Below are 23813 nucleotides of genomic sequence, written 5' to 3'. Positions count from 1 at the left end.
ATTCCGTTATTTTTGCGATCTTTATTGCTTTTGAGTTATGCGCTTACGATCTCTTTTATAAACAAAAAAAACATTCATTAAAATTCAAATGAATGTTTTTCATATCTTGAAGCGATTATAGGTGTGCTGTTATTCAAAAACTGTTTAGAACTTATCTAAATTCACCACAACAGCCACGCCGATACAAAATAAAGCTACATACACGGTAAACCAAATAATCATGTGCTTAAATGCTTTGTCTGAAATACTGCTATCGGCATATTTCTGTGGTTTGCGTGAGTTATCTTCTTGCATATCGACTCCAATCTAGCCAGATTATGGGGATATACAGATTATGTAAAATTCTAAAGCATTGCTGTAGATACAAAATATTCATTAAAAACTATAACAGTTGATTTTAGATACATGCCAATCTGTTATAAAAACAGAAATTATTTAATGTTTTAAACCTAAAAATAGATCAAAATAAGTAACAGCTGCAAAAAATGCTTGAGTCATACCATGTATAAATCTGAACAATTGGCGTTGAACATTCGGCAACTCATTGAAAATGGTGCATGGAAAGCACATAGCAAGTTACCTTCGTTAAGAGAACAATCACAAATCAGTGGTTATAGCTTAATGACCGTGCTAAACGCTTATCAAGAACTTGAAGCTCAGGGATTGGTTTACGCTAAACAAAAGTCGGGGTTTTATGTCGCAGAACGTCTCAATCAAACTGAACGACCTGTACCAAGCAGTTTGAGTTTAAATGCACATATTCAAATGAACTCTTTGGTCTTTGGCTATTTAAAATCAATTCAGTCTGCAGATGTCAGTCCTTTAGGCTCTGCCTTTCCCAATGCAGAATTACTGTTTAACCCAAAGTTAATGCAAATTTTAGCGCAGCACGCCAAGCGAAAAAGCAGTTATTTTAGCCACGACCACATGCCACCGGGCAATTATGAATTAAGAACCATAATTGCAAATCGCTACTGTTTACAAGGCATACCCACCCATTCAAATGACATTGTCATTACATCTGGCGCATTAGATGCGCTCAATTTGTCATTACAAGCTTTGACCAAACCTGGAGATTTTATTCTATTACAAGAAACTATTTTTTATGGTGCATGGCAAGCGGCTGAACGTCTTGGTTTACAGGTGATTACCATTCCAGAACACCCCGTTTCAGGTTTCGATTTAGACTCATTTGAACAAGCCTTAAAACAATACCCGATTAAAGTCTGCTGGTTGATGTTGAATATCCATAATCCTATTGGCTTTAGTGTCAGAGATGAAATTAAGCAACGCATTGCGAGTTTGCTTGAAGAATATCAAGTGTATTTAATTGAAGATGATGTCTATCAAGAATTGTATTACGGAACGCAAAAACCGCTACCCATGAAGTATTTTGACCGACAACAACGGGTACTGCACTGCGCTTCTTTTTCTAAAACTTTGGGTTCTGCTGTGCGGGTTGGTTGGGTTTATGCAGGACAATTTTCCAATGCTATTCAGCATTTGCAACTCATGAGCACGGTTTCTGCAAGTCCCTTACTGCAAAACACTTTGGTCGATTTTCTGTCACATCATCATTATGAAAAACATTTGCGTCAATTACGCAAGCAATTAGAAAAACACAAAAAAGTGTTTTATCAGCAGTTGAAACAGCGCTTAAACCCAGCTTGTAAAATTCACTACTATTCTAGTGGTTACTTTTTATGGATTGAACTGCCTGCATATATAGATGGCTATACGATTTATCAGCAATTGATTCAAAATAAGATTGGCATTGCGCCAAGTCAGTTGTTCCGTTCTGAACAGGTCAGCCAGAACTTTATTCGTTTAAACTGTTCTTTTGCTTGGAACAGTGATATTGCGACTGCACTGGATGTTTTGTCTGCGGTAATACAGCAACACATCACCCAATATACTCATGCCTAAAATTACAGAGCCGATCACCCGACAAAAAAAAAGAGCTGAGTTTTGGCTCAGCTCTTTTGTGATTTACAGGGCTATTTTAGAAGTTATAAATTGCGACTGCATTGATTCGGTTATCTTCACCTGTTTTGCTGCCATTTGCTGCTTCACCAAATGCTTCACGCTCACCATAAACATATTCTAAACCAAAGCTTAACGGTTTACGTGGGCTATAGAATACGTTTGCCCAAGCTTGCCATAAGTCTTTGTTAATCGTGGTTGTGTCTTTCGTTGCTGCAATGTAGTTAGGGTCTTTGTCAAAACTCATATAACCATAACCCAAAGTGCCATGCACTTTGTCACCAAACTTTTGTGTAATACCGACCATAATTGAATCGAATTCACTTTGCGCTGCGATAGCACTCGTTGCAGTAATCGCACCTTTGTCATCAAGGTTAGTAACAGCAACACCTTTGTTGGTAAATGATACAAAGCTGCTATCACCTTTTACATGGTAATAATCGGCTTTTAAAGTCGTGCCAGGTACAACATCGTATTTAGCACCTACACCGACACCCCATGCCATTTCTTCATCAGAATTGACACGTTTTTCATGTCCCATCGCACGTACGCTGACATTTAAATTATCTGCAAATTGATGATTTAAACGCGCAGTTAATGCAGGTAAACGCTGGCTGATTGAACTGTCTTTAGGGTCTTCAGCTGCAACCACCAAATTGGTTTGTGGGCTAAACTTTGTTGTATAGCGTACTTGTGGTGTACGTTTCACCGCACCACCAACATACGCCAAAGCATCAATGGTTTCTGGCATATAGTCTGGAATTGCAAAGTTTGACCAAGTTTGACCAATCAACCAATTCCCATAGTTCAAATAAGCATGGCGAATACGTAAGTTATCAAGGTTTGCTCCACCTAAGAAGTCAACTTCAAGTTTACCCTTTACGTCTTGATCACCCACTGGGCTTTTAAAATCTAAACCTAAACGGGTTGCAGAAAGTGTTGATCTTAAACGATCACTTTGTTCTTTATTGCCTTCAAGTGGTACACCGTTAATTTGGTTATACGGCATATCTCTAGCGCCGCCTTCTACCTGATAAGAAGCATCTAAACGCACATTACCATATAGATTAAATTCGGCACCTTTGGCAGTTTTTAACACAGGATTAGCAACTGGTGCTGCTGCACTACGTTGCACATTGGCAATTGCTGTTGCAGTTTGTGCATTTTGTACTTTTTGCTGCTCAATCAAACCACGTAAAGCCTGAACTTCTTGTCTAAGTTGTTCAATTTCTTTTTGCTGTTGAGTTTGCGCTTGTGCTGCAACACTCATACCGCCCATGCTCAATGCAATCATGCTCATCATGAGCGTGCGCTGCATTGTTGGTCGAACCGTTGTAGATTGAAAATTAAAAGATTGGGTTAATGTTTTCGCGTTCATCCTAAACTCGCTTGTTATTGTGCCATCAAATTCTAGCAACAGATCACCATCGCTTACGATGGCGATCTATATCATTGATGACTGTAGATTAATGGAAAGGTAAAGAAATTATTGGGTTGCTTTTTGTGCGACTGGATTGCTTTCTACAGCAGGCTCCGCAGCGGCTTTAGCTTCTACAGACGTTTTTAAATTCACCATGAAGATTGCTAAGGCAGCAATTACACCTGGAATCGCAATAGCAAAGAAGTTCATTTGGTGCGGTAAATTCATGGTTAATAGTGCACCTGTGAGTACTGGCCCAACGATTGCACCGATGCGACCAATACCTGACGCCCAGCCCATACCTGTAGAACGTACAGTAGATGGGTAATATTGTGCGACGAAAGTATAAAGTAAGATTTGTGAACCAATGGTTGCTGCCCCAGCAACTGCAATTAAGGTGTACAACACAATTTGTGGACTGTTAAAGCCAAGCAGAATTAATGCTGCTGCACCACAGATAAACATAATGGTGAGTACTTTTTTGATATGGAAGCGGTCAGCCAATGCACCACCACCAATTGCGCCAATCATGCCACCAATATTCAGTGCGAATAAGAAGATCATACTTGCACCCAATGAATAACCCGCTTGGATCATTAATTTTGGTAACCAGCTGCCCAAAGCATAAACCATTAACAAGCACATGAAGAATGCGATCCAGAACATGAACGTACTGAACATACGGCCTTGCTGGAACAATGCTTTTACAGGTGCTTCATCGCCTTTAGTCACTTCATTCAGTACAAACTCAGTGTCACCATTTAATTGTTGGCTTGGTGAAATTTTTTGCACAATACTACGGGTTTGCTCAATTTCTTTCTTGTTGGTCAAATACATGAGTGACTCAGGCAAGAATTTCCAAATTAATGGTAAAGCCACCAATGGAATAATTGCGATGTAAAACATGATTTTCCAACCAAACTCTGGCACTAACCATGCACCCAACAATGCTGAAGTCATACCGCCAATGGCATAACCACTAAACATCAGCGCAACCAAAGTACTACGAATACGCTTTGGCGCATATTCTGTCATAAGGGCCACAACGTTTGGCATTACACCGCCAATACCAAGCCCAGCAAGGAAACGTAAAATACCAAATTCAACTGGATTACTTGCAAACGCACCTAAGAATGTAAAGCCACTGAAAATAGCCACACAGATCATGATGGTCTTTTTACGACCTAACTTGTCCGATAAGGTACCGAAGGTCATGGCACCAAACATCATGCCAAACAATGCCGTACTGGCCAGTAAACCTGCTTGTACTGCACTGAGCGCCCACTCTTGCATCAGTAGTGGTAATGCAACCCCATAAATGACCAAGTCGTAACCGTCAAAAATAATGATCATCAAACACCAAAACAATACGCCCCAATGGAATGGCGTGAACTTGGCCTCGTCAATCAAGGTATTAATATTAATTTTATTGCTTTGCATCTTGCTTCACCTCCTAATTGTGAAGTCCGTTACTCCAACTCAGATGCACACAATGAATAATAAGTTAAAATTTGTCCAAAACTGAATAGGCATAGATACATACCTAAAAAGTCTATAGTTTTGTAAGATATTGATTTTAAAATAGATAAAAATAACAAGGCGAAAAAAATACTGTAATGTGATGCTTAAAAAAGTTTTTTCAGGCAATTCACATAACAGTATTTTGTTAAAAATATCTGTGCTTTTATATAAAAAATATAGTTATAAATATTTGTTTTATATGGCTTTACTAGAATACATTGCGATCATAAGTAAATGCTTCCAAATCATAAACTTGATAAATGCAGTCAAACAAAGATCGAATGTCTTCACTTTCATCCATATTACGAATTGCCATAAACACAGGACTTACAGCCGAGTCATCTAATAAAGGTATAAAGTGCAAATGTGCCAAATGAATATTTTGTGCGCTTTCTGGCACGATACACAAGCCCTCACCTGCAGCAACAAAACCCAACGCCAATTGTAATTCACGCACTTCACGAATTTTGCGAGGTTCTAAACCATACTCAGAAAACACGCCACGAATTTGGGTAGAGAAGTTTGGCTTGTTGTGATTTGGATATAAAAATAGTTGTTGATCAACAACATCCGCCAAATATACACCTTCTTTTTGTGCCGCAAATGGGTGGCTCGAATGTACTGCAACCATCAAGCGTTCTTCACGTAATAAGATACGTTTAACTGCAGGATCAGAAATTCTTAAGCGTCCAAATCCAACATCTATGCGCCCTTCTTTAAGTGCCTGAATTTGGTCATTGGTGGTCATTTCCACCATTTCTATTTTTAAATGCGGATGCTGCTGCTTAAACAAATACACAATTCTTGACAATAATCCGAACAATAAAGAACCAACGAAGCCAATAGTCACAGTACGACCAGCAATACCGACACGTTTTGTCATCGACTTGATTTCTTCCGCATTAGACAAAAGTTTAACGGCATGTTGGTAAAAGAATTGGCCTGCTTCGGTGGTCTTAAGCGGTCTACTTCCACGCTCAAATAGTTGAATTCCAAGCTCTTGTTCTAAATTTTGGATCTGTCTGCTCAAAGGTGGTTGAGCAATAAAGAGTTTTTCTGCTGCCTTGGTGAAACTTTGCTCTTCTACAACAGCAACAAAATAACGTAAATGTCTGAGTTCCATAGCTCAAAATACCTTTTAAGTATAAAAAAATGCATATTTGATCTTCGACCAATGCAATTTATTCTTTTAAGGTATATCACATAACTGTAATAAAGCAATGATATGAAGGGCAAACCATGTATAAGTCAGTAGAAACTTTGCTGGTGGAAATACCAACCATCCGTCCACACAAGATGGCGGTTGCAACCATGCAAACCCAAACCCTTGTATTAGTCAAAATCACCACTGAAGATGGTTTTGTTGGCTGGGGCGAAGCAACCACGATTGGCGGCTTGGGCTATGGTGAAGAAAGCCCAGAAAGCGTAAAAACCAATATCGAAACATATTTCGCATCATTGCTAAAAACTTTAGCTGGCTTGAATGTTGCGCAAACTTTACAGGTCATTAAAAAGAATATCAATGGCAACCGTTTCGCGAAATGTGCCATTCAAACTGCTTTATTAGATATTCAAGCGCAGCGCTTAAACCAACCTTTAAGTGAAATTTTAGGTGGTCGCCTACGCAACTCGGTTCCTGTGTTATGGGTACTTGCATCTGGCGATACAGAAAAAGACATCGCTGAAGCACAAAAAATGATTGCGGCTAAACGCCACAACACATTCAAGCTCAAAATCGGTTCACGCCCAGTAGAGCAAGATGTAGAACACGTATTGGCAATCAAACAAGCATTGGGTAAAGACGTTTCTATTCGTGTAGACGTAAACCGTGCTTGGTCAGAACTTGAAGCAATTAAAGGCATCCAGCTTTTACAAGATGGTGGTGTCGATTTAATTGAACAACCATGTGCAATTGACAACATTGATGCCATGGAGCGTTTAACACGTAAATTTGATATTGCCATCATGGCAGATGAATCATTGATGGGCCCACAAAGCGCTTATCAATTGGCAAAACGTAATGCTGCATCTGTATTTGCAGTTAAAGTTGCCCAATCTGCGGGTCTAATCGAAGGTTGTGAAGTTGCAACAATTGCACAGTTGGCAGGCATCGACCTATATGGCGGCACAATGCTTGAAGGCCCTGTCGGCACGATTGCATCTGCGCATGTGTTCTCGACCTTCCAGAATTTAGCTTATGGCACAGAATTATTTGGTCCGTTATTGCTGACCGAAGAAATTTTAAAAACTCCACTTCAGTACCAAGACTTTGAATTACACCTTCCAACAGGTGCAGGTTTAGGTATTGAGTTGGATGAAGACAAAATTGACAACTTGCGTCGTCAGTAATTAGGAGAAACCCATGCTTTTCCACGTACGTATGGATGTAAACATTCCATTGGATATGCCAGCAGAAACTGCTAACGAAATTAAAGCCGTTGAAAAAGCATATTCGCAGGAATTACAGCGTCAAGGTAAATGGCGTCATATTTGGCGTATTACTGGCCAGTATTCAAACATCAGTATTTTTGATGTTGAGAGCAATGAAGAACTGCACAACATTCTGCAAGGTCTTCCGCTCTACCCTTACATGAATATTGAAGTGATGGCATTGAACCGCCACCCTTCATCAATTCGTGAAGATGACACCTGATTTAATTCGGAAACTGGAGTAAGCACCTTACTCCAGCACCAAAGTAAACATTTAGCAAACCAAGTAAACAAGGAAAGTGGCAGCCAATTATCTCGTTTTTAGTCCAGAGATATTCGCCACCAAAGCACACCTCCAAGGAGAATGAAAATGAATCGCCAAGAAATTGATGCATTAGTTAAGCAAATGAACGTTGATACAGCGACAGGCCCTGTAGATGAACGTGTACAACAAGTTGTTGTGCGTTTATTGGGTGACCTTTTCCAAGCGATCGAAGATCTTGATATTTCTCAGTCAGAACTGTGGAAAGGTCTGGAATATTTTACTGATGCCGGTCAAGCGAACGAATTAGGTTTATTGGCTGCAGGTTTGGGTCTGGAACACTACCTAGACTTACGTGCTGATGAAGCGGATGCTAAAGCAGGCATTACTGGCGGTACGCCACGTACGATTGAAGGTCCACTTTATGTCTCTGGCGCACCTGAAACAGTAAGCTTTGCGCGTATGGACGATGGTTCTGAAGAAGGCAAAATCCCGACGCTGATCATTGAAGGTACAGTGACTGATACTGACGGCAACCGTGTTGAAGGTGCTAAAGTTGAAATCTGGCATGCCAACAGCCTGGGCAACTACTCATTCTTTGACAAGTCACAGTCTGACTTTAACCTGCGTCGCAGCATCATTACCGCTGCCGATGGTCAATATACTGCATTGACGACAATGCCAGTGGGTTATGGCTGCCCTCCAGAAGGTACAACTCAGTTTGTACTGGACAAGCTAGGCCGTCACGGTAACCGTCCATCGCACGTACATTACTTCGTATCTGCACCGGGTTACCGCAAGCTGACTACTCAATTCAATATTGAAGGCGACCAATACCTGTGGGATGACTTTGCATTCGCGACTCGTGAAGGTCTGGTGGCAACTGCGGTTGACGTGACTGATGAAGCTGAAATTGCAAAACGTGGTCTGAAAGGTCCTTTCAAACACATCCAGTTCAACATTGTTCTTCAGAAAGATCAAGCTGGCGTTCCTTCTACTGAAGTTGAACGTCGCCGCGCAAGCGCATAATTTGAAATGGAATCGGGATGTGGTCGTTGCCCCATCCCGATGACTGCCCTCCTTGGAAAGTCGGAGAAAGGACATGCCTCGTATTCCTGTTATCAATACTAGCCACTTAGACCGTATTGACGAATTATTGGTTGATGATTTTGAATCTGGTGAATTTAAATTACACCGTTCAGTATTCACAGACCAAGCCCTGTTTGACCTAGAAATGAAATACATTTTTGAAGGCAACTGGGTTTATTTGGCACATGAAAGCCAAATTCCAAACAACAATGACTACTACACCACTTACATTGGTCGTCAGCCAATCATCATTGCGCGTAACCGCAATGGCGAATTGAATGCCATGATCAACTCGTGTTCACACCGTGGTGCACAATTATGTCGTTACAAGCGTGGTAACAAAGCAACTTATACTTGCCCATTCCACGGTTGGACTTTCAACAACTCTGGTAAGTTGTTAAAAGTTAAAGACCCAGCAGATGCAGGTTATTCAGATTGCTTTAACAAAGACGGTTCACACGACTTGAAAAAAGTTGCCCGCTTTGAAAGCTATAAAGGTTTCTTGTTTGGTAGCTTAAACCCAGATGTTCCTTCTTTAGAAGAATACCTAGGCGAAGCGACTAAAATCATTGACATGATTGTGGGTCAATCTCAACAAGGTCTTGAAGTTTTACGTGGTTCTTCGACTTACACCTATGAAGGTAACTGGAAGTTAACTGCTGAAAACGGTGCCGATGGTTACCACGTGTCTGCAGTACACTGGAACTACGCTGCAACAACTCAGCAACGTAAAGAAAAAGAAGCTGGCGATAACATCCGTGCAATGAGCGCAGGTTCATGGGGCAAACAAGGCGGTGGTTCTTACGGCTTTGAAAATGGTCACATGCTCCTTTGGACTCAATGGGCTAACCCAGAAGACCGTCCTAACTTTGCCAAGAAAGATGAATACACCGAGCAATTCGGTGAAGCAATGGCGAAATGGATGATCGAGCGTTCACGTAACTTGTGTATCTATCCAAACGTGTACTTCATGGATCAGTTCGGTTCACAAATTCGTGTGTTACGTCCTCTTTCTGTCGATAAGACTGAAGTGACGATTTACTGTATCGCACCTGTAGGTGAAGAGCCAGAAGCACGCGCACGCCGTATTCGTCAGTACGAAGACTTCTTTAACGCATCAGGTATGGCTACACCAGACGATCTTGAAGAATTCCGTGCATGTCAAGTTGGCTACGCAGGTATCGCACTTGAGTGGAACGATATGTGCCGTGGTTCTAAGCATTGGATCCAAGGTCCAGACGATGCTGCAAACGAAATCGGTTTAAAACCAAAACTTTCAGGTATTAAAACTGAAGACGAAGGTTTATATCTTTCACAGCACCAACATTGGTTAGATCTAATCAAAAAAGGTATTGCGACTGAAAAAGAAATTGCTGCATCTACTGAAGGAGAAAACGCATGAGCGCGATTACTTTAGAAAATATTGCTCAATTCCTTTATCAAGAAGCTCGCTTCTTAGATGATGAGCAATGGGATGAGTGGTTACAGTGCTACGCTCCTACTGCTTCTTTCTGGATGCCAGCTTGGGATGACGATGACCGTTTAACTCAAGATCCACAGTCTGAAATCTCTTTGATTTACTATCCAGACCGTCAAGGTTTAGAAGACCGTGTGTTCCGTATCAAAACTGAGCGTTCATCTGCAACCATGCCAGATACACGCACAAGCCACAACATCAGCAACATTGAAATTGTTGAACGTGATGGCGATAAAGTCACTGTACGTTTTAACTGGAACACTTTAAGTTTCCGTTACAAAACTAACTACAGCTACTTTGGTATGTCACGCTATGAAATCGATTTTTCTGGCGACAAACCGCAAATTTTAAGCAAGTACGTGGTGCTGAAAAACGATTACATCAACCAAGTAATCGATATCTACCACCTCTAAGACTGTATTCATTTACAGCAAGGTAAAAACCTTTCAGCCAGATGGAATCTTGGCTGAAAGGTCTAGTTTCAAAGATTTATATAGGATATTCAGCCATGTCAAACCACAATGTTGCACTTCAATTTGAAGATGGCGTTACACGTTTTATTTCTGTTACAGATGGTGAAACACTGTCAGACGCAGCTTACCGTCAAAAGATCAATATTCCTTTGGACTGCCGTGACGGTGCATGTGGAACGTGCCGTGCGTTTTGTGAATCAGGTTCGTATGACATGCCTGAAGAAACTTATATTGAAGATGCATTGACACCAGAAGAAGCTGAACAAGGCTACATTCTTGCATGCCAATGTAAACCAACTTCTGACGCAGTATTCCAAATTCAAGCAACTTCTGATGTATGTAAAACTGAAATTCATGCATTTGAAGGTACTTTGGCTCGTGTCGAAAACTTATCTGACTCGACGATTACCTTTGATATTCAGTTAGATGAAGGTCAACCAGACATTCACTTCCTTGCAGGTCAATACGTGAATGTGGGTATTCCTGGTACAACAGAAACCCGTTCATATTCTTTCAGCTCTAAGCCTGGTAACCGCTTAACTGGTTTTGTAGTACGTAACGTACCAAACGGCAAAATGAGCGAATTCTTAAGCCAAAATGCCAAAGCTGGCGACAAAATGACCTTTACGGGTCCATTTGGTAGCTTCTACTTACGTAATGTAGCACGCCCTGTAGTGATGTTAGCAGGTGGTACAGGTATCGCACCATTTATGTCTATGCTGCAAGTACTTGAAGAAAAAGGTTCTGAGCACCCTGTACGTTTAGTTTTTGGTGTGACCAATGACTTTGACTTGGTTGCAATTGAAAAATTAAACGAACTACAAGAAAAATTCTCTTGGTTCGAGTACCGCACTGTAGTGGCAAATCCAGAATCTGCACACGAGCGTAAAGGTTACGTGACTGGCCATATCGAAAACGAATGGCTCAACGGTGGTGATGTAGACATCTACCTATGTGGTCCAGTGCCAATGGTAGAAGCGGTACGTGGCTGGTTAGATGCAGAAGGTGTTAAACCTGCAAGCTTCCTATTTGAAAAATTCTCTGCCAACTAAGTTTGTTATACAGTCTAGAAACATAGTCGGAGAATACAATGAATCGCACAAAAAGATTTGAAAACAAAGTTGTAATCGTGACTGGTGCCGCTCAAGGCATTGGTCGCGGTGTGGCTTTACAAGTGGCGAGTGAAGGTGCCCAAGTGGTTATGGCAGACCTTTCTCCCTATGTAGAAGAAGTGTTGGCCGAAATTGAAGAACACGGTGGCGATGCAGTAACCGTAAAAGCCAACCTTGAAACTTTTGCAGGTGCAGAATCTGTGGTTGCTAAAGCACTTGAAACCTATGGTCGTGTTGATGTGCTCATCAACAACGTAGGCGGTGCAATTTGGATGAAACCTTTTGAAGAATTTTCTGAAGAAGAAATTATCAAAGAAGTGAATCGTTCATTGTTCCCTACTATGTGGTGCTGCCGCGCAGTATTGCCTGAAATGGTGAAAAACCAGAAAGGTACCATTGTAAACGTATCTTCAATTGCAACACGTGGTATTAACCGCGTGCCATATTCGGCGTCTAAAGGTGGTGTAAACGGTTTAACCGCTTCCCTCGCCTTTGAACATGCCAAAGATGGTATTCGTGTGAATGCTATTGCAACTGGCGGTACAGAAGCGCCACCACGTAAAGTGCCACGTAATGCCAACCCACTTTCAGAATCTGAAAAAGAGTGGATGCAACAAGTGGTCGATCAAACCATTGATCGTACCTTCTTGGGTCGCTATGGCACCATTCAGGAACAAGTGAATGCGATTCTGTTCCTTGCTTCTGATGAGTCATCGTACATGACAGGTACCGTTGTACCTGTAGGTGGTGGTGATCAGGGCTAAGCCAAGATCATGACCAACTTCAACAGGATCATTGCTTGACGCAAGGAGGCAAATCGTCAATGAGTCACCTGTTCCAAACTTTAAAAAATGACTGGTCAATTTCAGCCACTGTTGCAGGATTCTTAGCAGTGCTGATCTCCTATTCAGGGCCATTGATCATCTTTTTCCAAGCGGCACAGCAAGCCCAAGTTTCCCCAGACATGATGATTTCATGGATTTGGGGAATTTCTATTGGTGCTGCTGTCGCAGGTATCTTTTTGTCCATTAAATACAAAGTGCCTGTGGTCACCGCTTGGTCTGCACCCGGTACCGCATTGCTGGTCACACTGTTTCCCGATATTACCCTGAATGAAGCAGTTGCAGCCTACATCACCTCTGCTGTGGTGATTTTTTTGATTGGAATCACAGGTTATTTTGACAAACTCCTGTCTTGGATTCCGCAAGAAGTCGCAGCAGGCATGATGGCAGGTATTTTGGTTCAATTTGGCTTAGGCTTATTTACTGCAACCGATACCCTGCCATACATTGTATTTGGGATGCTAGCGGTATTTTTATTGGCAAAGCGTTTTAGTCCACGTTATGCCATGATTTGGGTGCTTGCTGCAGGCATTATACTCAGCTTAATGCTCGGTAAAATTAACCCTGTCACCACCAATTTTAGTTTGGCAATTCCACAGTTTATTGCACCTGAATGGACGTGGAATTCAACCTTAAACTTGGCATTACCTTTAATTTTAGTCAGCTTGTCTGGGCAGTTTTTACCGGGTATGGCAATTATTAAAATTAGCGGTTATGACATGCCTGCTAAGCCTATTATTAGTGCGACCAGTATCGCTTCTCTTGCCGTTGCGTGTGTGGGAGGAATTACCATTGTACTTGCCTCTATTACTGCAGCATTATGCTTAGGTAAAGATGCGCACGAACTGAAAGAAAAGCGATATATTGCAGGTGTTGCAAACGGTATTTTCTATATTTTAGGTGGGTTATTTGCGGGTAGCATCGTCATGCTATTTAGCCTATTGCCCAAAGAACTGATTGCAGCTTTGGCTGGACTTGCACTTTTGGGTGCAATTGCCACCAATATTTCAGTTGCAATGAGTAAAGAATCACAGCGTGATGCAGCCCTCATCACCTTTTTAGCAACTGCCTCTGGCATGCAGTTTTTAGGGCTAAGTTCTGTATTTTGGGGCATCTGTATTGGTTTGATCGCACATTGGGTATTAACCAAACGCGACAACTCAGCAGCACCCCTACCTTCAACTCAAAGTTCCAAAAGTTAATGGACAGGCAATTGTCTAGGACACATTATGATTGATAAAAGTCAAACTTCTTTAACAGAAGTCCTTTCGCAAATTAAAGATGGTTCAACCATCATGATTGGTGGTTTTGGTACCGCAGGTCAGCCAGCGGAACTCATTGATGGTTTGATTGAACTTGGCATCAAAGATTTAATTATTGTAAACAACAACGCAGGTAATGGTGACTACGGTTTAGCGAAACTGCTAAAAGCTGGCGCGGTACGTAAAATTATCTGTTCATTCCCACGTCAGTCTGACTCTTGGGTATTTGATGAACTTTACCGCGCAGGCAAAATCGAGCTTGAACTGGTGCCGCAAGGTAACTTGGCATGCCGTATTCAGGCTGCAGGTATGGGTCTAGGTCCAATCTATACCCCTACAGGTTTTGGTACTTTACTTGCAGAAGGCAAACCAACCTTAAATTATGAAGGTAAAGACTACGTACTAGAAAACCCAATCCGCGCAGACTTTGCTTTAATTAAAGCACAGCAAGGCGACCGTTGGGGTAACTTGGTGTACCGTAAATCTGCACGTAACTTTGGCCCAATCATGGCGATGGCTGCCGATGTGACAATTGCACAGGTTTCTGAAGTGGTTGAGTTAGGCGCGTTAGATCCTGAACACATCATCACTCCGGGTATTTTCGTTCAGCACGTTGTTGCCGTTGGCGCAAAACAACCTGAACAATCTGCATAACTGTCACGTGAAGGAGAACATCATGAGCTATACCAAATTAACACGTGATCAAATCGCTGAACGTGTGGCACAAGACATTCCAGACGGTGCTTATGTCAACCTCGGCATTGGCTTACCAACTAAAATTTCAAACTACCTGCCTTCAGACAAAGACGTATTCTTACACTCTGAAAACGGTTTATTGGCTTTCGGTCCACCACCTCCTGCAGGTGAAGAAGACCCTGAGTTAATCAACGCAGGTAAAGAATTCGTGACCATGCTAACAGGCGGCTCATTCTTCCATCATGGTGACTCTTTTGCCATGATGCGTGGCGGTCACTTAGACATCGCAGTATTGGGTGCATTCCAAGTGGCTGAAAATGGCGACTTGGCAAACTGGCACACAGGTGCGCCAGATGCGATTCCTGCTGTTGGTGGCGCAATGGACTTAGCCGTTGGTGCGAAAAAAGTCTTTATCACAACCGATCACGTCACCAAAAAAGGTGAACCAAAAATCGTGGCTGAATTGACTTACCCAGCAACTGGCTTGAAATGTGTAGACCGCATTTACACTGACTTATGTGTGATTGACGTAACTCCTGAAGGTATGAAAGTTCTTGAAAAAGTTGAAGGCTTGAGCTTTGAAGAATTACAGTCATTGACTGGTGCAAAGCTGATTGATGCGACTCAGGCTTAATCGTCTTTAAATATAATTTTTAATCCCCCTAAATCCCCCTTTTTCAAAGGGGGACTTCCATCAAGTAATTTTAGGTGGGAATCTCCTCCCTTTTTTAAAGGGAGGTTGGGAGAGATTAAGATATTTGGAAAATAAAATATGAAAAACGCATATATCGTCGATGCCATCCGTACCCCATTTGGTCGTTATGCAGGTGGTTTAGCTCCAGTCCGTGCTGATGACTTAGGCGCATTACCGATCAAAGCACTTATGCAACGCAATCCATCTGTAAACTGGGAACAAGTTGATGACGTGATTTACGGCTGTGCCAACCAAGCAGGTGAAGACAACCGTAACGTGGGTCGTATGTCTGCACTTTTAGCAGGTTTACCGTACCAAGTGCCAGCAACCACTGTAAACCGTTTATGTGGTTCATCGCTAGACGCAATTGCAATGGCCGCACGTGCAATTAAAGCAGGTGAAGCAAACCTGATTATTGCAGGTGGTGTTGAATCAATGAGCCGCGCTCCATTTGTGATGGGTAAATCAGAATCTGCTTATGGTCGTAGTCAAAAAATTGAAGACACCACAATGGGCTGGCGTTTCATTAACCCGAAACTCAAAGAAATGTACGGCGTAGAAACTATGCCGCAAACTGCTGAAAATGTAGCGGAACAGTTCAATATTAACCGTGCCGATCAAGACTTGTTTGCTCTAACCAGCCAACAACGTACTGCTGCTGCACAAGCACGCGGTTTCTTTGACAAAGAAATTATTGCAGTGGAAATTCCACAACGTAAAGGCGAGCCTGTCGTTGTTGCTGCAGACGAACATCCACGTGCATCAACCACAGCAGAAGCATTGGCAAAATTAAAGCCAGTGGTAAAAGCAGACGGTACTGTGACTGCAGGTAACGCGTCAGGTATTAACGATGGTGCGGCTGCCCTACTGATTGCTTCTGAAGAAGCGGTTGCACAACACGGCTTAAAACCACGTGCCAAAATCATTGCTTCAACTGTTGTTGGTGTTGAACCACGTATTATGGGCTTTGGTCCTGCGCCTGCAATCAAAAAATTGTTGGCACAAACAGGTTTGACCATTGAACAAATGGACGTGATTGAACTGAACGAAGCCTTTGCTGCACAAGCATTAGCATGTACTCGTGACTTAGGCATTGAAGATGGTTCAGAGAAAGTCAATCCAAACGGTGGTGCAATTGCTTTAGGTCACCCACTTGGTGCATCTGGTGCGCGTTTAGTCACTACAGCACTGAACCAACTTGAACAAACTGGCGGTAAATACGGTTTATGTTCAATGTGTATCGGTGTTGGTCAAGGTATTGCTTTGATTATTGAACGTGTTTAATCCTCATTAAAAGTTCCCCTTTCATAAAGGGGGATTTAGGGGGATTTATAAGATTAAGGATTTAAAAAAAATGCCAACTTTTACCTCAAATGATGCGCAAATCAATTACCAAACTTTTGGTGATGCTACAAAACCTGCACTGATTTTTTCAAACTCGCTGGGTACAAACTTCAAAATGTGGCAAGCACAGATTGATTTTTTCCAGCAAGACTTTTTTGTAATTTGCTACGACACACGTGGTCACGGTGCATCATCAGCTCCGCAAGGTCCATATAGCATTGATCAATTGGGTCAAGATGTTGTAAATCTACTCGATCACTTAAATGTTGAAAAAGCGGCATTCTGTGGTATTTCTATGGGCGGTTTAACAGGTCAATGGTTAGCGATTCATCGCCCTGAACGTTTTAATCAGGTGGTGGTGTGTAATACTGCGGCAAAAATTGGTCAAGAACAGGCTTGGAATGACCGTGCCGCATTGGTACGTGAACAAGGTTTACAACCGATTGCTTCGACTGCAGCATCACGCTGGTTTACTGAACCCTTTATCCAAAGCAACGCGACAGTGGTCAACAATCTTCAAAACGACTTGGCAGCTGGCAGCGCCGAAGGTTATGCGAGCTGTTGCGAAGCTTTGGCTAAAGCGGATGTACGTGAACAACTTAAAGACATCACTGTGCCTGTTTTAGTGGTTGCAGGTCAGCAAGACCCTGTGACAACAGTTGTCGATGGTCAATTTATGGTTGAACGTATTGCCAATAGCCAATTGTTTGAAATCAATGCATCGCACATTTCTAACGTAGAATTGCCAAATGAATTTAACCAAGCAGTGAAGCAGTTTATCCAAGCATAAAACTTCATTGTTATTGTTAATAAGTTAAAAAAATAGAGTTCTTTCGAGAACTCTATTTTTTATAGATGAATCTGCAGTTAGACGAGCTGGACTTAAACTAACTCCACCGCAATCGCTGTGGCTTCACCACCGCCAATACATAAAGATGCCACGCCTTTTTTCGCGCCTATACGTTGCAATGCATGAATGAGCGTCACAATAATACGTGAACCTGAAGAACCTAGAGGATGCCCCAAAGCACATGCACCACCCTGAATATTCACTTTGGCAGGGTCTAAATCAAAAGCATCTATCGCAAGCATGGTTACCATGGCAAAGGCTTCATTAATTTCCCACAAATCTACATCGGCAACCGACCACCCTGCTTTATCTAGCACTTTTTGAATCGCCCCTACAGGAGCAAGAGTAAACTCAGAAGGATGTTGTGAATGTGTCGCGTATGCCACAACTTTTGCAAGCGGTTTTAAGCCACGCTCTGCCGCAACCACATCTGATGTAATCACCAGAGCAGATGCGCCATCTGAAATAGAGCTGGCATTGGCGGCTGTAATCGTGCCATCTTTTTTAAATGCGGGACGCAAACTGCTAATTTTATCGACTTTGGCATTTAACGGTTGTTCATCCTGATCGACAATCACATCACCTTTACGTGAATGAACAGTGACAGGCACGATTTCATTTTTAAAATAACCGTTTTGAATGGCTTCTACCGCGCGGTTTAAAGAGCGAATTGCGTATTCATCCTGCTGCTCACGGGTATAGTTTTTCTTGTCTGCCATGTCTTGCGCCAGCACGCCCATCGACAAGCCTGTTTCAGCATCTTCTAAACCTTCCTGAAACATGTGGTCTGTGACTTTGCCGTGTCCCATACGGAAACCTGCACGTGCTTTATCTAGCAAATACGGCGCATTCGACATAGATTCCATACCGCCAGCGACCACAATCTGCGCTGAACCTGCCTGAATAGCATCGGCTGCCTGCATAACAGCTTTCATGCCAGAGCCACAAATTTTATTGATGGTGGTTGCACCTGTACTATCGGGTAAACCCGCTTGACGCATCGCCTGACGTGCAGGGCCTTGCTTCAAACCTGCAGGCAATACACAACCAAAAATTACTTCATCAATGTCAGTCCCACTTAAACCTGCACGTGCAACTGCGTGTTGAATTGCAACCGCGCCTAAATCGGGTGCTATACAACTTGCCAGTGAACCTTGAAAGCCGCCCATTGCGGTACGTACAGCATCTACAATTACAATCATTTTTAGTCCCTTATTACCGTCTTTTTAAAGTGATTACCGTAAAAGCCATGCTTTTTAAAATTACCAATAACATCCCTGTGAGTTAGCAAGTAATTCACGTTAAATGTAAATCAAAAGATGAGCATTGCAATCTCGCAAAGTGCTGAATTGCTATGCTTGATTGATCTTAGACTTTTAGGCCTTGCTTATGAAAAATAGAATAAAAGTTTTAGAAATCCAATTTTATTTCACTAAAATGACCTGTTTGGTTCAGTTTTATTGACAACCGATTTGGCTTATGGATTGTGCTATTTTTCACATGATATTTTTTAAATTCATTGGTTCACTGATGAACATACGTTAAAACTTACCTTTTCAAGACCTTGGTGCTATTTTCAAGTTGCTCAAACTGCACTAGACTCCAACATGCTTAATTGGTTGTAATTGGAATATTGATTGATGACGACTCTACGCCAAGAAAATTTCCGACGTCGTAAAGAGAAAATTTTGGCAATGGCTGAGGTTTTATTACTGGAAAATCATAATGATATTACATTAAGTGAGTTGGCTGCAGAGTTAGATATTGCCAAAGGCACAATTTATAAATATTTCAAAAGTAAAAATCAGCTCTATTTAGAGTTAATTATTTTAAATGAACAGCGTTTATTGGATATTTCCAAACAGTATCACCATAACTTTCAAACTTATGTTTCGCAGTACATGCTGTATAACATGCTTAATTCCAACCGTACGATTTTGCTGCACTCAATTGAAGAACGCTTAACCAATAATGAACGTAAACTAAATGAATTGTTTGAACAGTTATACGATATTCGTGAGCAGCGTATTTTAGAAATTAAGGACATCACCCAAGCCTATTTAGAGTCCTTTAACAGCGCGATGTCGATCCGTGATTATCTGTCTTATATTTGGACAGTAACTTATGGTGCGTCGTTATTACTCAATTCTACCCATTATCAAAAAGCTATTGGGTCACGTGAACGCTTAATCAAGCTATATATTAATCAAGCACTGATGACGCCAGATAAAGTATCTGCGATTGTTTGATTTTTACATAGTTAGCTTCGTTGGATTCATTGCTGATCCCGCTAAATATTAGCGTCTAAGTAGAAAGAAATTTGCTTTTCAGAACGTATTAACTCACCTCATAAATTTATTCTCTAAATAAAAAATCCCAAAGTTCAAACTTTGGGATTTTTCAAATTCTTTTGACTGTCTAAAGACACATCATTCTGCACTAATATCTTCAAATAATACTGAAGATAAATAACGCTCACCACTGTCAGGTAAAATCACCACAATATTTTTACCTGCATTTTCAGGACGTGCCGCCAATTTTGCAGCAGCAGCCATTGCTGCACCACTTGAAATACCGACTAAAATACCTTCTTGGGTTGCTGTTTTACGCGCCCAGTCAATTGCTTCAGCACTTTCAATCGCAATCACTTCATCCACCAAATCTAAATCTAGGTTTTTTGGAATAAAGTTAGCGCCAATCCCCTGAATTTTATGTGGTGCAGGCGTAATGGCTTCACCACGCTTGGCCTGAGCGATAATTGGAGATTCAGCAGGCTCGACTGCAACAGTATGCAATGCCTGACCTTTTACCTTTTTGAAATAACGCGAAATACCAGAAATCGTACCGCCTGTACCTACACCTGCAACAAGAATATCGACCTTGCCGCCTGTTGCTGCCCAAATTTCTGGGCCTGTGGTTTCTTCATGAATTTGCGGATTGGCAGGGTTATTAAACTGCTGCGGCAAATAATAAGTTTCAGGATGTTCGGTTGCCAAACGCTCTGCTTCATCCACCGCGCCTTTCATACCTTTTGCAGGCTCAGTCAGCACCAAATTTGCACCCAACGCTTTCAACACCTTACGGCGCTCAATACTCATGCTTGCAGGCATCGTTAGTGTAATCTCATAACCTTTTGCTGCAGCTACAAATGCCAAAGCGATTCCTGTATTACCGCTGGTCGGTTCTACAATATGCATACCTGCTTTTAACACGCCACGTTTTTCAGCATCGGCAATTAAAGCAGCACCAATACGGCATTTCACAGAAAATGCAGGGTTACGGCTTTCCACTTTGGCTAAAACCGTTGCATCGCCAGAAATTAAACGGTTAATGCGTACCAATGGCGTGTTACCAATCGCTTCTGCATTATTGCTATATACGGCAATCCCTAAATTTGCTGGTGTTGAAAAAGCTGCATCTGTGGTCATGATTATTCCCTAAGTTATATCTATATAAACAAAATTTAAATTATCATACCTTTTTATAAAATTTTTGCCGATGTTTCACGAAAATTGTTTTATACAAAAATATGATTAGCTTTCAACAAAATGCGAATTAGAATAAAGAGATGACGACCTCAGTTTAATTGTCGATTTTCTCGGCACTTGGGTTTGAAATTCGCTATTTATTTTTTGACAATAGCAACACATAACAAAATGTAGGGAATGCAATGTCTAATAAACGTTACAGTCAGCTTTATCGTAATTTCACTAAAAAAATCTTAGATAAGATTGTGACGCCACAAGTATTAGGCACGACTGCAGAATTAGAACATCGTGTTGCACAAAGCTCTGAAAAAACACAATTTTGTTATGTGCTGCAAGATGCCTCTCTCAGCAATACCGTATTGATTGATCAGCAGACGCAATCTCGTGGTTTACCTTCTGTGTATGCGCCTTTAAACATTGCTGAGCATCAGGAAGACGATTCCATTTTGGTCTTGCGTGAGAAAAACCCACAGCACAGTGCTTATCACTACTCTGCTAAATTGATTCGACTCATTGAAACCTTAGAGCAACATCCTGAACATGATGTGTTGTTAGTTCCCGTAACTGTACTTTGGGGACGTTCACCCGAATACGAAGACTCTTGGTTTAAAGCATTATTTGCCGATGCATGGTCTACGCCAAACAAGCTTAAACAAACCATTAATATTTCGCTCTATTCACGTGATAACTACATCGAGTTTCATAAAGCAATTTCCTTACGTCAGCTTATTGAACAAGCCACACAACAACAACCACACTTATCGCCTGCGCACTTTATTGAGCAACATCTGGAACACAATTTTAATCAACACAAAGAAGCGATTTTAGGCCCAGACTTATCTGACCGCCGTAATTTGATTCATGCGTTGATGAAAAGTGAAGCAGTACAACAAGCTATTCGTAAAGAAAGTATCGAACAAAAAGTCAGTATGTTTGAAGCAGAAAACCGTGCTAAAAGCTATTTAACTGAAATTGTATCGGACTTTTCTTATTCGACTTTGCGTTTTGCTGAACTGGCACTGACCAAGCTTTGGACACAGCTCTATGATGGCATTGAAGTGCATCACTTTGACACGGTACGCGAACTCGCCAAAGACTATGAAATCGTCTATACCCCTTGTCATCGTAGCCACATCGACTATTTGTTGCTGTCTTATGTGATTTTTAATCGTGGCTTGATGGTGCCGCATATTGCAGCAGGTATTAATTTAAATTTACCAATTGTGGGTCAATTAATGCGTGGTGCAGGTGCGTATTTTATTCGCCGTACTTTCAGCGGCAATGAATTATACACCTCGGTATTTAAAGAATATTTACACAGTTTATTGTCACGCAACACCCCACTCGAATACTTCATTGAAGGTGGACGCTCACGTACAGGTTTATTGTTACCGCCGAAAAAAGGCATGTTGTCGATGACCATTCAAAGCCATTTACGCGGAGCAACCAAACCAATTGCATTTATTCCAACGTATTTTGGTTATGAAAAACTGATTGAAGGCACATCTTATTTAAATGAATTAAACGGCAAACCGAAAGAAGCCGAATCTTTATGGGGTATTTTAAACTCTGCCCGTAAAATTGAAAAAGTCTTTGGTCAGGTCTATGTCAACTTTGGCGAACCTGTATTTTTAGATGATGTTTTAACTGCCAACCAAGCACGCGATGTAAAACTGAACATAAATGATGAACTACCGACCTCTGTGATTCACACGGTAGATCATACTGCGCATGCAATCTTGGAAAATATCAATAAAGCGGTGGTGATTAACCCAATCGCCCTCATCTCTCTGATTTTATTAAATGCCGATCAGCATGCATTGAAACAAGATGAGCTGCTCGCCCGAATTGAACAATATCGACGTTTGCTCAAACAATTGTGCTACGACCCACGTATGATTATTACGGGTTTAAATCCACAAGAAATTATTGAATATGCGCTAAAACTTAAACAAGTTGAGCGTTATAACCAAGATGGTGTAGAACAGATTCGAGTCGCAGAAAGCCAAAAAATCTTATTGAGCTATTTTAGCAATAATATTTTGCACTGCTTTATTTTGCCTGCGTGTGTAGCATTAATTGTGCAGCAGTTTAATGAACAAAATTTAGCATTATCATGCGCAGATTTAATGCAAAAACTGCAGGCGATTTATCCATATTTGAAGCAAGAGTTTTTCTTGGCATGGACGGCGCAAGAACTTTCTCAAGAAATCGAAAAAATTGTGGCGTACTTTATTCAGCAAAATTGGGTTACAGAAGCAAATCTGCAATTACAGCCGAACCCAGCTACACAGCATGAACTCTATGCCTTAGCTGAACTGGCAAAACCAAGTTTAAATAATTTCGTATTGATTCAAGGGCTTTTGCAGCGTTATAGCGCACACATCCCTTTAAATCTGAAAGTTTTGGAAAAAATGACCAAAACCGTATTACAACGCGCTGCAGATTCTGCACAATTTAAGTCTGCATATTATTTTGATAGTGCCACCTTAAAAAGTTTTATCAGCAGTTTAGATCAGCAAGCCTTGTTGCAACACAATGCTACGCAGATAAGCCTAGATGATACTTTTAGTGCAAAAATGTCGGAATACTTTGCTTGGTATAACCCAGAAATTCACGAATTGTTAGCTGCATCGAGTGAATTTAGTGAGAAAGAATTAAAAAGTTTTGAACAAGTGAAAAAATAGGTTTTATTGTAACTCAGCCACTTTTTTATCAATTTTTTGATTAGAATATCAGCCCATTATTTATGATTGGCTGATATCTTTTCTTAAATGATACTTGTTCTCATATATAAATAATGATTTATGTTATATAATTTATCTTCCACTCCCGCCTAATATATATTGGGTTAGCTGTAAATTAAGAGA

21 protein-coding genes are annotated in these 23813 nt (G+C 41.3%); 15 read left to right on the top strand and 6 right to left on the bottom strand.

The annotated features are described in order from the left end of the window. Nucleotides 1–144: 144 nt before the first annotated feature. Entirely contained in the window at nt 145–294 is a 150-nt protein-coding gene (locus tag FTU58_RS10550) for a hypothetical protein (protein WP_004973540.1), read from the bottom strand. A 207-nt stretch (nt 295–501) separates the two neighbouring features. Between FTU58_RS10550 and FTU58_RS10545 the strand changes: the two genes are divergently transcribed. Then, nucleotides 502–1926, top strand: a complete 1425-nt coding sequence (locus tag FTU58_RS10545; RefSeq protein WP_180062413.1) for a PLP-dependent aminotransferase family protein — start codon at nt 502–504, stop codon at nt 1924–1926. A gap of 76 nt (nt 1927–2002) precedes the next feature. On the opposite strand, the gene FTU58_RS10540 is transcribed toward FTU58_RS10545, so the two are convergent. From FTU58_RS10540 to FTU58_RS10530, 3 genes are all read right to left on the bottom strand, one after another. Next, entirely contained in the window at nt 2003–3361 is a 1359-nt protein-coding gene (locus tag FTU58_RS10540) for a DcaP family trimeric outer membrane transporter (protein WP_257222358.1), read from the bottom strand. A 108-nt stretch (nt 3362–3469) separates the two neighbouring features. Next, entirely contained in the window at nt 3470–4843 is a 1374-nt protein-coding gene (locus tag FTU58_RS10535) for an MFS transporter (protein ID WP_154320738.1), read from the bottom strand. A 289-nt stretch (nt 4844–5132) separates the two neighbouring features. After that, complete coding sequence (locus FTU58_RS10530) at nt 5133–6047, bottom strand: LysR family transcriptional regulator (RefSeq protein ID WP_096901617.1); 915 nt, start codon at nt 6045–6047, stop codon at nt 5133–5135. 116 nt (nt 6048–6163) lie between these two features. Between FTU58_RS10530 and FTU58_RS10525 the strand changes: the two genes are divergently transcribed. The 12 genes from FTU58_RS10525 to pcaD all read left to right on the top strand — a co-directional run bounded on the left by FTU58_RS10525 (nt 6164) and on the right by pcaD (nt 17395). Beyond that, nucleotides 6164–7273: a muconate/chloromuconate family cycloisomerase gene (locus FTU58_RS10525; protein WP_004973532.1), complete on the top strand. Its 1110-nt coding sequence runs from the start codon at nt 6164–6166 to the stop codon at nt 7271–7273. 13 nt (nt 7274–7286) lie between these two features. Next, the gene (gene catC, locus FTU58_RS10520) at nt 7287–7577 is read left to right on the top strand and encodes a muconolactone Delta-isomerase (protein ID WP_096901615.1); all 291 of its coding nucleotides are present in this window, start codon (nt 7287–7289) and stop codon (nt 7575–7577) included. Between the two features lie 147 nt (nt 7578–7724). Next, entirely contained in the window at nt 7725–8645 is a 921-nt protein-coding gene (gene catA / locus FTU58_RS10515) for a catechol 1,2-dioxygenase (protein ID WP_004973528.1), read from the top strand. Nucleotides 8646–8718: 73 nt separating this feature from the next. After that, nucleotides 8719–10107: a benzoate 1,2-dioxygenase large subunit gene (gene benA, locus FTU58_RS10510; RefSeq protein ID WP_096901613.1), complete on the top strand. Its 1389-nt coding sequence runs from the start codon at nt 8719–8721 to the stop codon at nt 10105–10107. Next, nucleotides 10104–10595, top strand: coding sequence for a benzoate 1,2-dioxygenase small subunit (benB, locus tag FTU58_RS10505; RefSeq protein WP_096901612.1), 492 nt, complete (start codon nt 10104–10106; stop codon nt 10593–10595). The genes benA and benB overlap by 4 nt, the downstream gene beginning before the upstream one ends. Nucleotides 10596–10690: 95 nt before the next feature. Continuing rightward, nucleotides 10691–11707, top strand: a complete 1017-nt coding sequence (gene benC, locus FTU58_RS10500) for a benzoate 1,2-dioxygenase electron transfer component BenC (protein WP_019837573.1) — start codon at nt 10691–10693, stop codon at nt 11705–11707. Between the two features lie 38 nt (nt 11708–11745). Continuing rightward, a complete protein-coding gene (gene benD, locus FTU58_RS10495; RefSeq protein ID WP_004973522.1) occupies nt 11746–12531 on the top strand; it encodes a benzoate diol dehydrogenase BenD in 786 nt (261 codons plus the stop codon). A gap of 59 nt (nt 12532–12590) precedes the next feature. Beyond that, the gene (gene benE, locus FTU58_RS10490) at nt 12591–13811 is read left to right on the top strand and encodes a benzoate/H(+) symporter BenE (RefSeq protein WP_004973520.1); all 1221 of its coding nucleotides are present in this window, start codon (nt 12591–12593) and stop codon (nt 13809–13811) included. A 27-nt stretch (nt 13812–13838) separates the two neighbouring features. Next, entirely contained in the window at nt 13839–14525 is a 687-nt protein-coding gene (locus tag FTU58_RS10485; RefSeq protein WP_104851986.1) for a 3-oxoacid CoA-transferase subunit A, read from the top strand. A 22-nt stretch (nt 14526–14547) separates the two neighbouring features. Continuing rightward, nucleotides 14548–15201, top strand: a complete 654-nt coding sequence (locus tag FTU58_RS10480) for a 3-oxoacid CoA-transferase subunit B (protein ID WP_104851987.1) — start codon at nt 14548–14550, stop codon at nt 15199–15201. Nucleotides 15202–15339: 138 nt separating this feature from the next. Further along, nucleotides 15340–16545: a 3-oxoadipyl-CoA thiolase gene (gene pcaF / locus FTU58_RS10475; RefSeq protein WP_070155120.1), complete on the top strand. Its 1206-nt coding sequence runs from the start codon at nt 15340–15342 to the stop codon at nt 16543–16545. Between the two features lie 70 nt (nt 16546–16615). Beyond that, nucleotides 16616–17395, top strand: coding sequence for a 3-oxoadipate enol-lactonase (gene pcaD / locus FTU58_RS10470; RefSeq protein WP_096901607.1), 780 nt, complete (start codon nt 16616–16618; stop codon nt 17393–17395). A gap of 92 nt (nt 17396–17487) precedes the next feature. On the opposite strand, the gene FTU58_RS10465 is transcribed toward pcaD, so the two are convergent. Then, on the bottom strand, nt 17488–18657 hold the full coding sequence (locus tag FTU58_RS10465; RefSeq protein ID WP_004973508.1) for a thiolase family protein: 1170 nt from the start codon (nt 18655–18657) through the stop codon (nt 17488–17490). Nucleotides 18658–19095: 438 nt separating this feature from the next. Between FTU58_RS10465 and FTU58_RS10460 the strand changes: the two genes are divergently transcribed. Continuing rightward, the gene (locus FTU58_RS10460) at nt 19096–19704 is read left to right on the top strand and encodes a TetR/AcrR family transcriptional regulator (RefSeq protein WP_004973506.1); all 609 of its coding nucleotides are present in this window, start codon (nt 19096–19098) and stop codon (nt 19702–19704) included. A 180-nt stretch (nt 19705–19884) separates the two neighbouring features. On the opposite strand, the gene cysK is transcribed toward FTU58_RS10460, so the two are convergent. Next, a complete protein-coding gene (cysK, locus tag FTU58_RS10455) occupies nt 19885–20883 on the bottom strand; it encodes a cysteine synthase A (protein ID WP_004973505.1) in 999 nt (332 codons plus the stop codon). Between the two features lie 242 nt (nt 20884–21125). Between cysK and plsB the strand changes: the two genes are divergently transcribed. After that, complete coding sequence (gene plsB / locus FTU58_RS10450) at nt 21126–23630, top strand: glycerol-3-phosphate 1-O-acyltransferase PlsB (RefSeq protein WP_178319045.1); 2505 nt, start codon at nt 21126–21128, stop codon at nt 23628–23630. Nucleotides 23631–23813: the final 183 nt, after the last annotated feature.

The sequence above is a fragment of the Acinetobacter sp. YH12120 genome (assembly GCF_013418795.1).
GTDB classification, from domain to species: Bacteria; Pseudomonadota; Gammaproteobacteria; order Pseudomonadales; family Moraxellaceae; genus Acinetobacter; species Acinetobacter towneri.
The sequence above is the reverse complement of the archived record's forward strand: the minus strand, read 5'-3'. Positions and strand labels throughout refer to the sequence as shown.

Excerpts from the sequence above, each read along its gene's own strand:
- FTU58_RS10550 (WP_004973540.1), bottom strand. The coding sequence starts at position 294 with ATGCAAGAAGATAACTCACGCAAACCACAGAAATATGCCGATAGCAGT.
- FTU58_RS10545 (WP_180062413.1), top strand. The coding sequence starts at position 502 with ATGTATAAATCTGAACAATTGGCGTTGAACATTCGGCAACTCATTGAA.
- FTU58_RS10540 (WP_257222358.1), bottom strand. The coding sequence starts at position 3,361 with ATGAACGCGAAAACATTAACCCAATCTTTTAATTTTCAATCTACAACG.
- FTU58_RS10535 (WP_154320738.1), bottom strand. The coding sequence starts at position 4,843 with ATGCAAAGCAATAAAATTAATATTAATACCTTGATTGACGAGGCCAAG.
- FTU58_RS10530 (WP_096901617.1), bottom strand. The coding sequence starts at position 6,047 with ATGGAACTCAGACATTTACGTTATTTTGTTGCTGTTGTAGAAGAGCAA.
- FTU58_RS10525 (WP_004973532.1), top strand. The coding sequence starts at position 6,164 with ATGTATAAGTCAGTAGAAACTTTGCTGGTGGAAATACCAACCATCCGT.
- catC (WP_096901615.1), top strand. The coding sequence starts at position 7,287 with ATGCTTTTCCACGTACGTATGGATGTAAACATTCCATTGGATATGCCA.
- catA (WP_004973528.1), top strand. The coding sequence starts at position 7,725 with ATGAATCGCCAAGAAATTGATGCATTAGTTAAGCAAATGAACGTTGAT.
- benA (WP_096901613.1), top strand. The coding sequence starts at position 8,719 with ATGCCTCGTATTCCTGTTATCAATACTAGCCACTTAGACCGTATTGAC.
- benB (WP_096901612.1), top strand. The coding sequence starts at position 10,104 with ATGAGCGCGATTACTTTAGAAAATATTGCTCAATTCCTTTATCAAGAA.
- benC (WP_019837573.1), top strand. The coding sequence starts at position 10,691 with ATGTCAAACCACAATGTTGCACTTCAATTTGAAGATGGCGTTACACGT.
- benD (WP_004973522.1), top strand. The coding sequence starts at position 11,746 with ATGAATCGCACAAAAAGATTTGAAAACAAAGTTGTAATCGTGACTGGT.
- benE (WP_004973520.1), top strand. The coding sequence starts at position 12,591 with ATGAGTCACCTGTTCCAAACTTTAAAAAATGACTGGTCAATTTCAGCC.
- FTU58_RS10485 (WP_104851986.1), top strand. The coding sequence starts at position 13,839 with ATGATTGATAAAAGTCAAACTTCTTTAACAGAAGTCCTTTCGCAAATT.
- FTU58_RS10480 (WP_104851987.1), top strand. The coding sequence starts at position 14,548 with ATGAGCTATACCAAATTAACACGTGATCAAATCGCTGAACGTGTGGCA.
- pcaF (WP_070155120.1), top strand. The coding sequence starts at position 15,340 with ATGAAAAACGCATATATCGTCGATGCCATCCGTACCCCATTTGGTCGT.
- pcaD (WP_096901607.1), top strand. The coding sequence starts at position 16,616 with ATGCCAACTTTTACCTCAAATGATGCGCAAATCAATTACCAAACTTTT.
- FTU58_RS10465 (WP_004973508.1), bottom strand. The coding sequence starts at position 18,657 with ATGATTGTAATTGTAGATGCTGTACGTACCGCAATGGGCGGCTTTCAA.
- FTU58_RS10460 (WP_004973506.1), top strand. The coding sequence starts at position 19,096 with ATGACGACTCTACGCCAAGAAAATTTCCGACGTCGTAAAGAGAAAATT.
- cysK (WP_004973505.1), bottom strand. The coding sequence starts at position 20,883 with ATGACCACAGATGCAGCTTTTTCAACACCAGCAAATTTAGGGATTGCC.
- plsB (WP_178319045.1), top strand. The coding sequence starts at position 21,126 with ATGTCTAATAAACGTTACAGTCAGCTTTATCGTAATTTCACTAAAAAA.